The organism is Gemmatimonadota bacterium (assembly GCA_039715185.1).
Taxonomy (GTDB): Bacteria; Gemmatimonadota; Gemmatimonadetes; order Longimicrobiales; family RSA9; genus DATHRK01.
Map to the genome: position 1 here is coordinate 1 of JBDLIA010000102.1, position 11,491 is coordinate 11,491.

11 protein-coding genes are annotated in these 11,491 nt (G+C 70.9%); 6 read left to right on the plus strand and 5 right to left on the minus strand.

What is annotated here, in order from left to right; all coding sequences use genetic code 11:
• On the minus strand, window positions 1-299 hold a 299-nt coding region (locus ABFS34_14225; GenBank protein ID MEN8376600.1), incomplete at its 3' end, for a hypothetical protein.
• A gap of 135 nt (window positions 300-434) precedes the next feature.
• Here ABFS34_14225 and ABFS34_14230 point away from each other — a divergent pair.
• Window positions 435-1,169, plus strand: a complete 735-nt coding sequence (locus ABFS34_14230) for an AraC family transcriptional regulator (protein MEN8376601.1) — start codon at window positions 435-437, stop codon at window positions 1,167-1,169.
• Window positions 1,170-1,222: 53 nt separating this feature from the next.
• On the plus strand, window positions 1,223-1,693 hold the full coding sequence (locus ABFS34_14235) for a hypothetical protein (GenBank protein ID MEN8376602.1): 471 nt from the start codon (window positions 1,223-1,225) through the stop codon (window positions 1,691-1,693).
• A gap of 80 nt (window positions 1,694-1,773) precedes the next feature.
• Here the strand turns inward: ABFS34_14235 and ABFS34_14240 are convergent, their stop codons facing one another.
• A complete protein-coding gene (locus ABFS34_14240; GenBank protein ID MEN8376603.1) occupies window positions 1,774-3,282 on the minus strand; it encodes a serine hydrolase domain-containing protein in 1,509 nt (502 codons plus the stop codon).
• 180 nt (window positions 3,283-3,462) lie between these two features.
• Here ABFS34_14240 and ABFS34_14245 point away from each other — a divergent pair, with 180 nt between their 5' ends.
• Window positions 3,463-4,146 carry an HmuY family protein gene (locus tag ABFS34_14245; GenBank protein ID MEN8376604.1) on the plus strand — a complete coding sequence of 228 codons (684 nt, stop codon included), beginning with the start codon at window positions 3,463-3,465 and terminating at the stop codon, window positions 4,144-4,146.
• Window positions 4,147-4,159: 13 nt separating this feature from the next.
• Here the strand turns inward: ABFS34_14245 and ABFS34_14250 are convergent, their stop codons facing one another.
• Both ABFS34_14250 and ABFS34_14255 read right to left on the minus strand, forming a co-directional pair.
• Entirely contained in the window at window positions 4,160-4,819 is a 660-nt protein-coding gene (locus tag ABFS34_14250; protein ID MEN8376605.1) for a hypothetical protein, read from the minus strand.
• Window positions 4,819-5,535, minus strand: a complete 717-nt coding sequence (locus ABFS34_14255) for a hypothetical protein (protein ID MEN8376606.1) — start codon at window positions 5,533-5,535, stop codon at window positions 4,819-4,821. The genes ABFS34_14250 and ABFS34_14255 overlap by 1 nt, the downstream gene beginning before the upstream one ends.
• 299 nt (window positions 5,536-5,834) lie before the next feature.
• Between ABFS34_14255 and trxB the strand changes: the two genes are divergently transcribed.
• Entirely contained in the window at window positions 5,835-6,869 is a 1,035-nt protein-coding gene (trxB, locus tag ABFS34_14260; GenBank protein ID MEN8376607.1) for a thioredoxin-disulfide reductase, read from the plus strand.
• A 41-nt stretch (window positions 6,870-6,910) separates the two neighbouring features.
• Here the strand turns inward: trxB and ABFS34_14265 are convergent, their stop codons facing one another.
• Entirely contained in the window at window positions 6,911-9,127 is a 2,217-nt protein-coding gene (locus ABFS34_14265) for a transglycosylase domain-containing protein (protein ID MEN8376608.1), read from the minus strand.
• Window positions 9,128-9,313: 186 nt separating this feature from the next.
• Here ABFS34_14265 and ABFS34_14270 point away from each other — a divergent pair, with 186 nt between their 5' ends.
• Together ABFS34_14270 and ABFS34_14275 are read left to right on the plus strand one after the other, a co-directional pair.
• A complete protein-coding gene (locus tag ABFS34_14270) occupies window positions 9,314-10,057 on the plus strand; it encodes an SDR family oxidoreductase (protein ID MEN8376609.1) in 744 nt (247 codons plus the stop codon).
• A gap of 9 nt (window positions 10,058-10,066) precedes the next feature.
• Entirely contained in the window at window positions 10,067-11,458 is a 1,392-nt protein-coding gene (locus tag ABFS34_14275) for a class II fumarate hydratase (protein MEN8376610.1), read from the plus strand.
• Window positions 11,459-11,491: the final 33 nt, after the last annotated feature.

Here is an 11,491-nt window from a genome sequence, read left to right on the forward strand (position 1 = left end):
GCGGCCGCGTAGGCCGACAGCGACGGGACGAGGAGCAGGAGGGCGGCGGCGATTTCGGCGGATCCCACCGCCGCCGACATCCACGCCGGGTATCCGAAGACCTCGAACCAGTGCCTCCACCCTGCGGCGCTCTCGAACTTCTGCCAGCCGGCCTCCCCCATGGCGAGGGCTTCCACCGCGACGAGCGTCCAGGTGAGCGCGGCCGGCGCGAACCGCCGCAGGACGCGGCTCCTCGCCGGGCTCGTTCGGGCTCCGGTGCGTCCGGGCGGTGCCGGCGCCGAGGCATCTGAAGGATCCATGCGCCGAAGATCGGGCCATCGTCCGGATCGATATTGAACGGATGAAACCGCCGCGCTCGCGGCGCCGTATGCCGGAGCATGTCACGAGCCACGAAACGCCCTTCGCACGCTGGGCCGGATTGTAGCGCTCTCTTCGTGGACTACGCGGCGGGGGAGAGCCACGCGGCCCACTCCCATCCGGTCGATACGCTGACGCTCGTGTGCGGCGGCTCGCTCGTGGAGCGCGCCGGTTCGGCCGAGGCGCGGGCGGGCGCTCTCAGCGTAGTCGTGAAACCTGCCGGGACGGAGCACAGTGACAGGTTCGGCTCGGCTGGCGCACGCACGTTCCAGGTGGTGCTGGATGGAGTCGTGTCCCGCTCCATCGAGGAAGGCGATACTGGCCGACTCGGCTGGAAATGGATCCATGGCGGGCCCGCCGCGCGAGCCATGCTCGAGTTCGCGCAGGTCCTGAAGGACGCGAACGGCCGCGCGGAGGAGGCGGGCCTGGCGCTGTTCGGCGTGCTTGGCGCGGTTACCGAAGGCGGCCTCGGCCGCGACGACCAGCCGCCGCGGTGGCTGCGCCGCGTGCGCGAGCGGATCGACGACGACCCGGCCCGGCCGATCCGGGTCTGGCGCCTGGCGCAGACCGCCGGCGTGCACCCGGTGTCGCTGACGCGCGCGTTCCGGCGCCACCACGGGGTTTCGGTGACGAGCTGGATCCACCGCCGCCGCGTGGAGCGCGCGGCAGGGCTGCTGTCCGGCGGGAGCGTACCGATCGCCCGGGTTGCCTTGCAGTCCGGCTTCGCGGACCAGAGTCACCTGACCCGCATCTTCCGCAGAGCCACGGGCCTCACGCCGGCCGCGTACCGCCGCTTCGCGACCGCCTCCTAGGCCGGGGCGGCCATCTTGCCGCCGGTGCCCCGGAGCAGCACACTTGTGCCCCAATGAACTGGGACGCCGTTGGGGCTATCGGTGAGACGGTCGGGGCGATCGCGGTAGTGATCACCCTCGTCTACCTCGCCTCGCAGATCCGCCAGCAGAACCGCGAATCGCGCATAGCCGCGGTCCACGAGCTGAACGAGGCTTTTCGGGCCTCGATCACGTCGTTCCAGGATCTCGGCCTCGCCGAGGTGTTCTCGCGCGGCAAGACCGACTTCGAGGCGCTGAGCGAACCCGACAGGCTGCGCTTCATCGCCATGATCCAGGGCGTCTTCCGCGTATGGGAGGACGCGTTCTACCAGTACGACGCGGGCAGGTTGGATCCCAGAATCTGGACCGCGATGGTGGCGCAGTTTTCCGGCTACCTGAGCCTGCCCGGGGTGCAGCGCGTCTGGGAGATCCGCAAGCGGGCCTACAACGAGGGCTTCTGCCGGTTCGTGGCCGGGGCGAAAGCCACGGAATACCAGACGAAGTAGGTTGATTCGGAACTTCCGGCCACCCTGGCCGCCCGCCCGGCGCTCCGGGCGATCTCGCTTGATCGGCGTCGGCGCGCCCGCTAGGGCAGCCGCTCGAAACGCTGGCCGAACACGACTACCGCCTCCGCCCGGGGAGCGTCGCCAAACACGAACGACGCGACCGAGCCGCGCCCCGTGAGTTCCACGCGGAGAGCCTCCCGGGAGATATCGAGCACCTCCACGCCGGAGCGGAGCGGGCCCATCGTCGCGACCATGCCGTCGCCTTCCAACGCGAACACGATGGTGCCCCACTGAGCGTTGGCGTAGGCGCCGGCGTAGTCGCCGAACGGCCTCGCCGGCTGGGCGGGCCGCGCCGCCCGACGCGCGCGGTCTTCGCCGATGCGCCCCCGCATCATCTCCACCTGTGCCCCGAACCTCTCGAGCAGGGAGTCCGCCTGGGCCTCCAGGTCGGGCGTGTCCAGAAGCACGTCGTAGGCGAAACGGGCCGTCAGTAGCGCGAGCAGCGAGCCCACCGTGGACTCGTTGGTGACCACCGCTACGCCTATGCGGCGCTCGGGCATGAACGAAACGTGGGCGTGGAAGCCGCTGAAGCCGCCGAAGTGATGGAGTTGGCGCTCGCCCTTGTAGTGTCCCACGTGCCAGCCCAGGCCGTAGCCTTCGCGGGTGAACTCGTCGAACGCGTTGTCCTGGGTGGCGTGCGGCCGGTGGGCCTCGGCGAGCACCTCCTCGGGGAACACCCTGCGGCCATCGACCGTCCCCCCGCTCATGTTCACCTCCAGCCAGCGGGCCAGGTCCGCCGCGGTGGTAACCAGCCCCCCCGCGGCGTGCATGTTGGCGTCCGTCTTGGCGTAGTGCCGGCGCGAAAAGCCCTCGGCTTCGGCCGCGTACGGCATGGCGAGGGAGGCGCTGTCCAGCGTGGACACGTTGGGGGTGGTGGCGGCCATGCCCACGGGCTCCAGGATGTCGCGCCCCACGGTTTGCTTCCAGGTTTCGCCCAGCGCTGTTGCCAGTGCCAGGCTCGCCACGTTGTAGCCGACGTTGCCGTACTCGAAGGCGCGCCCCGCTTCGGCGGGACCGTGTTCGCCGATGAGCGCGATCATCTCGTCCCGCTCGCCGGCTCCTGAGAACGCCGCGCGGAAGGTGAGCGGCCCGTCGTTGGACACCCCGTGCGTGTGCGTGAGCAGATCGCGCAGGCTCAACGGTGAGCCGTCGTCTTGCGGCAGCTCGGCGTCGGGCAGGTAGTCGGTGACGGCCGCGTCCAGGTCTATCTCGCCACGAGCGTGGAGCAGGGACGCCGCGAGCCCCACGAACGGCTTGGTGGACGACGCGATGTAGAAGCCGGTTTCGATCGTCGCCGGGCGGCCGCGCTCGATGTCGGCCAGGCCGAACGCGTCCAGGTACACGATCGAATCGCCCTGCACCACCGCCACGGCCATGGCGGGCGCGAGACCGAGCTCGAAGACGCGGCTGGCGAACGATTCGATCACGGGGTGATCCACTGGCTGCGGGCTGTCGGGGCGCTGGCACGCCGCCGGCGCGGCGAGGGCGATGGCGATCGCCAGCGAGGCGGTTGGGCCGATATGTGACATTGCTTCCTCCGGAAAGACGTGGTTCTCCGGCGAATGTTTCAATCCGCGCCGCCCGCCGTATAGAACGGATCGAACGCTCGTGCGCCGGGCCCTTGTCTCAGGCGGCGGAGGGTGGAAACGTAGGCTCCGGTCGGCGGGACCGACCGCCACGATGACTTCGCTCGGCAGGCATGAGACTGATTGACCGGTTCCTTGCGTAGCGCGGACGGGACGCCCGGGTCGACCCCGCCCGCGGGAGGCGATTACCCGGGCTCCCGGCCGCCGTGGCTGCTGGCCATCGCCGCGGCGTTTCTGGTGTTGATCGGGGTGCTACTGATCTCGTCGCTGGTGAGGCCGGAGGTGACGTCTTACGCGCCCTCGCCGCCGGCGGATCGAGACGAGCCCGAGGGGTTCGCGGGTCCCGACACGCTGACCATCGACGCGCGCGCCGGCGAGGGTTGGGTCGGCCTCGACATCGCGCGGCGCCGCGTGGGCGCGGTGGAGGACATGGCCGGCGCCTGGGACGTCGCCGCGCAGCGCCACCGGCTCGCCGTCAACGGCGGCGCGGAATTCGCGGGCGGCGCGGGCGTACTCTTCAGCGAGAGCCCGTTCGACTCGCTCTTCGAGGCGGCCGAGCGGGGCTACTCGGCGAGCCTGGTTACGCCGAGCGGAGACACCGTAAGCGCGGTCCTGGACGAGTGGTACGCCTACCACTTCCTGTCGCATCTGTTGGAGCCCGAGTCCGGCACATTCGTCATCCGCACGGCAGCCGGGAAGTACGCGAAGCTGCGCGTGTTGGGCTACTACTGCCCGGGCGCGGAGCCGGGCTGCGTGACGGTGGAGTTTGCCTACCAGGGGGACGGAAGCCGGCGCCTCTCACCCTGAGGACCTGCCTCGATCAGGCCGAGAGCCACCGTTCGATGGCGCCCAGGGCGGCCAGGCACGCCGCCTCCTCCGGGGACGGATCCACCGCCGCGAGAGCGGCGAGGCGAGCCGATCGGCGCTCGGACACGGCCTCTACCGTCAGCGCGATGTGGGGCCTGCCGCCCAGGTCGATCAGGCGCAGGCCCTGCAGCCCGAGGGAACAGCCCGGGTAGGCCTCCTCGGCGGCCCCCAGCGTGGCACGCGCGGCCGCGCGTGCGCGCCCCGTGCCGGAATCCAGGTCGGAGGCCTCGGCAGCCACGACCAAGCCGTCGTGGCGGAGCTCTACGCAGCACGTGGCGCGGCGGTCGCCGCGCAGGATCTGCAGGTCGTGCCGTACCAGCGGACGGGTCCACCGGCTCGGCGCGGCCTCCGGCAACTCACCCTGGCCTTCCAGCACGGCGATCCGGAGCGCGGCTGGGTCGAGCCGAAGTCCTCGCGCCGCGAGCGCTTCCAGAGCCTCGTCGCGCACCCTGTCCGGCTCAGCGCCGAGTTCTACCGCGAGCACCATCTCGCCGACCGCTCCCGCGTCCCGCGGATCGATCCGCAGCCACGCGGCGTGCACGCCCTCGATCTCCTCGACTGCGGCCAGCGCGCCCGGGGCCGACCTCTCGGCGGCGCCGAGTGGGTGCTTCATCAGCCGGCCGCGGCGTCGGCCGTGAGCCAGCGATCGAGAGCCTGCAGGGTGGCCATTACGGCGGCGTCCTCGGCGGCGCCACGCAGCCGGGCGGTGCCGACGAGTTGGACCCTGTCGCGCCCCGAGAAGCCGCGCGCGAGAACCAGAACGTAGCGTCCGGCGTCGGCGTCGACGGCGGACACACCCTCCAGGACGGCAGGAGCCTGGCCCAACGCCGCCTCCAGCGCCAGGAACGTGGCGCGGGCGGCCGCGCTGAGTCGGCCGCTCTCGGTGTCGGGGGCTTCCTCTCGCCCGACGAATTCCTGCCCGTCGAGCGTCAGGAGGACCTCGCACGCCACCGATCGCGAGGAGTGGGTATGGGTGCGGATGCCCGCGAATCGAACCCGCTCGGGTTGAGCATGCAGGAAGCTCGTATCCCTCCTGATCGGGATTACGACGCTCGAGTCAGGATCGGTGTCGCCGGTCGGAGCGCCGGGCCTGATCTCGCCCCGCTGGCGTCCTCGCGTTGCCTCGAGGCCATCACCGGCGCCGCCATCTGCGCGTGCCGGCGGCATGTCTTCCTCGAGTTGGCTCACGCTGATGATGCGGCGGTCGACGTCGATGCGAAGCGCCGCGCTCAGCGCCGATTCGACGTTGCGAACGACCTGCTTTGGGTGGAATTCTGGGGTCGAAAGGACGTGGATCTCCACGATGCGCCCATCGGACGCCATGATCACCCGGCTCGAGCTTACCCCCCGAAGCGCCCCCAGTAGACGCTCTATATCCTCTTCCGACCGCATCACCCGTCCGGTGCCGTACCGAGGCCTCACCCCCCGGGAACCAACGTACGCATGGGGCCTATAGGGCGCCAGCGCGCGACAGGCTGCCGCGCGGCACAGCGGGTTGCGCCGCCTACCCGGGGTTGCGCCGGAATGTAGGTTGCGGTTCGTGAGTTCCGCCGACGCCTCGGAACCCGGCTTCGAGGGTCCGGCGTTGGGCGGAACACACCCAGTTCGAAAAAGAGGCAGTGAGAAAGATGAGCGATCGACAGATCGAGCAGATCGTGATAATAGGGTCGGGGCCAGCCGGCTGGACCGCGGCCGTGTACGCCGCGCGGGCGGAGCTCGAACCACTCGTGTTCGAGGGCCTGCCCAGCCCGGACATGATCCCGGGCGGCCAGCTCATGTATACCACCGAGGTGGAAAACTACCCGGGGTTCCCCACGGGCGTGGACGGGCAGCAGCTCATGCTGGACATGAGAGCTCAGGCCGAGCGATTCGGAACCCGCGTGCGCACGGAAGACATCGTGTCGGTGGACCTGACCTCGCAGCCCCTGCGTCTGACGACGTCGGAGGGCGAGGAGGTTCTGACGCGCACCGTGGTGGTGGCTACGGGCGCGGTGGCGCAATGGCTTGGGCTGGAGCACGAGCAGCGGCTGCGCAGGATGGGCGGGGGGGTGAGCGCGTGCGCGGTCTGCGACGGCGCCCTGCCGGCGTTCCGCGACAAGCCGCTCGTGGTCGTGGGCGGCGGCGACACGGCCATGGAGGAAGCCAGCTTCCTGGCCCGCTACGGGAGCGAGGTCACCATCGTCCACCGGCGCGACGAGTTTCGGGCGGCCAAGGTGATGCAGGACCGCGTGCTGTCGAACCCCAAGATCCGGGTGGAGTGGAATCACGTGGTGAAGGACGTCCTCGGCGACGACTTCGTGGAGGGTGTCGTGGTGGAGCACGTGGACACCGGTGAGCAGCGGACGCTCGAGGCGGCGGGACTGTTCGTGGCGATCGGCCACCGTCCGAACACCGAGTTTCTGGGCGGGGCGGTCGATCTGACCGACGCCGGCTACTTGAGGGTGGCCCCCGGATCGACCGAGACGAGCGTTCCGGCGGTGTTCGGCGCCGGCGACGTCATCGACGATCACTATCGTCAGGCGGTGACCGCCGCCGGTACCGGCTGCATGGCCGCGCTCGACGCGGAGCACTGGCTGGCCAACCACGGAGCGGAGTTCCAGCCGGCCGCGGGAGAAGGCGAGTCAGTCCTGGAGCCGTCGGGATCGGCGGCGGCGGGCGCCTGAGCGGGTCGCGCCCGGCCGCCTAGTGTGCCTGCAACGGTGCACTAGAAGGAACGCCGCAGTCGGCGCCAGACCCGGTCGAAGAAGCCGCCCCGGCCGTGCGTCGGGCAGTAGGCGCGTGGCTCTGAACCGGGTACGAAGTACTCGGTGCGGACGTACTCGCCGGGGCAGTCGGGGGTCGCGACGTGCCCGGTGGTGGTGTCGATCGGTAGCGCGATGACTGAGCCCGGCGGCTGCCACGGCAGCGGGGTCCGCCGGTCGCGGTAGTAGCCGGCCATCAACTCGCCCCACACCGGCGCGGCCAGCCTGCTCCCGCTGGCTCCGGTCCCGATCGGTTTCGGCTGATCGAAGCCGAGCCACACACCCGCCACGATGTCCGGCGTCAGGCCGATGAACCAAACGTCCTTGCCTTCGTTGGTCGTGCCCGTCTTGCCCGCGGCCGGACCCCAGAAGCCTTCGCGCCGTATGGCCGAGCCGGTGCCGTAGTCGACCACATCCTCCAGCATCGTCAGCGTGACGAACGCGGCGGCCTCGCCGAGCGCGCGCTCGCGCGCCGTGGGCGCGGCCCACAGGACCTGCCCCGACGCGTCCTCGACGCGCGCGAGCAGCCTGGGACGAACGCGCCAGCCGCCGTTGCCGAAGGCGGCGTAGGCCGCGACCAGCTCGACGGGGATGACGTCGGCCGCCCCGAGGTGGATGCTCGGGAACGGCTCCATCGGGGTCGTGATGCCGAGGTCCCGGGCGGCGGCGACGACCAACTCCTCGCCCACCCAGCGGCCGACGCGCACCGCGGCGTGGTTGGACGACGTGGCCAGCGCCTGCCGCGCCGTCAGCGCGCCGACGCTGTCCGAGACGTGATCGCCCGGCCGCCAGACGGGCGCGCCCACGGTCTTGATCTCAACGGGGCCGGTCGAAACCAGTGCGGTCGGCGGCATGCCGAACTCGATCGCCGCCGAGTACACGATCGGCTTGAACGCGGACCCGGGCTGGCGCCGCGCCTGCAACGCGCGGTCGTACTGCGAGTGCACGAAATCCCGCCCGCCGACGAGCGCCCGCAGGATGCCCGTGTGCGGGTCCATGGCGACGATCATGCCCTGCAGGTAGGGCGAAGCGCCCGGGGAGCTGCCCAGCGTAGAGCCGCTGTCCGGCACGGCGTGCTTCCAGGTCCCGTAAGCGCCCGCCTCGATGCGCTCGATCTGAGACCGCAGCGCGGCTTGCGCCGCCGCTTGCAGGCGCGGATCCAGTCCGGTGAACACGCGCAGCCCGCGCTCGTCCGCGTCGTCGCCGAACAACTCGGCCAACTCGCCGCGCACCGCGCTGACCAGGTAGGGAGCGGGGGTGGCCGACGCGAACGGCGGCGCCAACCGCACGTCTTCCGCGGCCGCCTCGCGCGCCGTCTCGTGGTCCAGCACGCGGCGGTCCGCGAGCACGCGCAGCACGAGGTCGCGGCGCTCGCGGGCCCGCTGCGGCGACCGGCGTGGGTTGTAGCGCTCCGGCGACTTGATCAGCCCGATGAGGAGCGCTGCCTCGCCGGCGTTCACCTCCGCGGCCGACTTGCCGAAGTAGGCCCTGGCCGCCGCCTCGACGCCGTAGATCCCCGAGCCCAGGTAGATCTGGTTCAGGTAGCGTTCGAGGATCTCACGCTTGTCCAGCGCTTCGTCCATGCGCGAAGCGAGAACCACCTCCCAGACCTTGCGCCGGCCGCGGTCCGAGAGCGGCATCGTCTCCGGGAAGACGTTGCGCGCTAGCTGCATCTCCAGGGTGCTGAAGCCCTCGCGCAATTCCACCGAGCGCGCGTTGCGCCACGCGGCTCGCGCCACGCCGCGGGGATCCACGCCGCCGTGATCCCAGAAACGCCGGTCCTCGACGGCCACCACTCCGTCGCGCAACACGGGGGCGATGTTCTCCAGCGCCACCACCACGCGACGGTGCGGGGACAGATCAGCGAGCACCGTGCCGTTCGCCGCGAATACGCGACTCGCCTCCGGGGGCCGATAGGCCGCGATGGCCTCGACGGAGGGACATTCCGGGCCTCGACAGGACACCACCGGGAGCAGGAGCGTGGCGGCGAACGCCGCCAGCGCCACGACGATCAGGAGCGGCGCCAGCAGCAGCGCTCGCAGCGGGGTCAGCCGTGGCAGGCGCAGCCGAGCGCCGCCGCGCCGCGCCGCCGCGGCCCACACGCGCGCGCCCGCCGCCGCGTCGCGCGCCCACTCGCGGCCGGCCGCCCTCGCCGCCCCCAGCGTGTCCCTGATCGCCATGCTCGCTATACCATCCCCGTTCCCGGTTGGGTCCTCTCACCGCCCGCGGTGGCGACCCTTCGTGTTCGCGCCGTAGACTCCAGTTCCTACGAGACCTCGGCCCGCAAGGTGTCGGGTGCAGCATTCGTGCGAGACGGTTGCAACCCAGAGCCGCGCAGGGCGCGGAGGAAGGCACTGGCCGATAGCATGACGACCGGGACGGGGCCCGACTTGGTGGGGCGCAAGGTGCTCATAACTGGCGGCACGAAGGGGATCGGGCGGGCGGTGGCCGAGGCGGTGGTCGCGCACGGCGCTTCGGCGGCGGTCGCGGCCCGGTCCGAGGACGGCGTGCGGCGCTTCGCCGCCGAGCTGGCGGAGGGCGCGGCGGAGGGGGCCCGAGTCGCGGGCATAAGGTGCGACGTGCGAGACCCGCGCCAGTGCGCCGATCTGGTGGCCAGCGCTGCCGAGGCATTGGGCGGCCTGGACGTGCTGATCAACAACGCCGGCATCGGCCGATTTCAACCCGTCGCGGACATGGACCCCGAGACCTGGGAAGACGTGATCCGGACCAATCTGGACAGCGTCTTTCACTGTTCGCACGCGGCCATCCCCCTCCTCCGAGAGGCCGAGGATTCCTGGATCATCAACATGGCCAGCCTGGCGGGGAAGAACGCCTTTCCCGGCGGCGCTGCGTACAACGCGAGCAAGTTCGGGCTGGTCGGCTTCAGCGAGGCGCTGATGCAGGAGGTCCGGCACGACGGCATCCGCGTCAGCTACGTCATGCCCGGCAGCGTGGCCACGGGATTCACGCATCCTACGCCGGGCACGGACGATTCCTGGAAGATCCAGCCCGAAGACGTGGCGCGGGTCGTGCTCGACCTGCTCGCGATGCCGACCCGGACGCTGGCCAGCCGGGTCGAGGTGCGGCCGTCGCGGCCGCCCAAGCGATAGGTGATTCCCATGAGCGACGTCAGAATCGAAAAGGACTCCCTGGGCGAGATGCAGGTCCCCGCGGACGCCTTGTGGGGCGCGCAGACGCAGCGCGCCGTGGAGAACTTCCCCATCAGCGACCTGCGCTTCCCGCGCGAGTTCATCAGGGCGCTGGGGCTGATCAAGAAGGCCGCCGCGCGTACCAACGCGGCGCTCGGCCTGCTCGAGGGGCCGGTGGCAGAGGCGATCGAGCGGGCCGCGGACGAGGTGGTCGCGGGGGACCACGACGACCACTTCGTGCTGGACATTTTCCAGACCGGCAGCGGCACCTCGACCAACATGAACGCCAACGAGGTGATCGCCACGCGCGCCTCGCAGTTGCGCGACGGCGACCGCATCCACCCGAACGATCACGTCAACTACGGACAGTCTTCCAACGACACCATCCCCACCGCCATGCAGGTGGCGGCGGTGGAGCGCGTGCACGCGGATCTGCTGCCCGCGCTGGAAGGGCTGCGCTCGGCGCTCGCCGAGAAGGCGCGGGAGTTCGACCAGATCACCAAGTCGGGTCGGACGCACATGATGGACGCGACGCCGGTGCGGCTGGGCCAGGAGTTCGCCGGCTTCGCGCGGCAGGTGGAGCTGGGCGCCGAGCGCGTGCGCGCAGCCGCCCGTGACCTCGCCGAGCTGCCGCTGGGAGGCACCGCCGTGGGCACCGGCATCAACACGCATCCGGACTTCGCGGCCGCCGCCATCTCCCTCCTCAACGAATTCACCGGGCGAGATTTCCGAGAGGCAGAGGATCACTTCGAGCGGCAGGGGACGCGCGACACGGTGGTGTTCGCCCACGGCGCGCTCAACACCGTGGCGGTGTCGCTGGCGAAGATCGCCAACGATCTGCGGCTCATGGCGAGCGGCCCGCGCGCGGGCCTCGCCGAAATCACGCTGCCGGCGATTCAACCCGGGTCGAGCATCATGCCCGGCAAGGTGAACCCGGTGGTTCCGGAGGCCGTGCACATGGTCGCCGCGCAGGTCATGGGCAATCACACGACCGTAACCGTGGGCGGGCTGGGCAGCTACCTGGAGCTGAACGTCATGATGCCCGTCATGGCGCACGCGTTGCTGCAGTCGATCGGCCTGCTGGCCTCGGCGTCCGCCGTGCTCGCGGACAAGTGCGTGCGCGGGATCGAGGTCAACGCGGGGCGGGCGCGCGAGCTGCTGGAGCGCAACCTGTCGCTGGGGACGGCGCTGGCGCCGCACGTCGGCTACGATCGCGCCGCGGCGCTCGCCAAGCAGGCGCTCGAGGAGGACAAGACGGTGCGCGAAGTGGCGCGCGCCGAAGGCGTCCTTGACGAGGACCGCCTCGACGAGGTGCTCGATCCCCGGGCGATGACCGAGCCGGGCATTCCGGGCGGATCCTAGTGTACCGTTGCAGAAGTCCCGTAGGCATTCGGC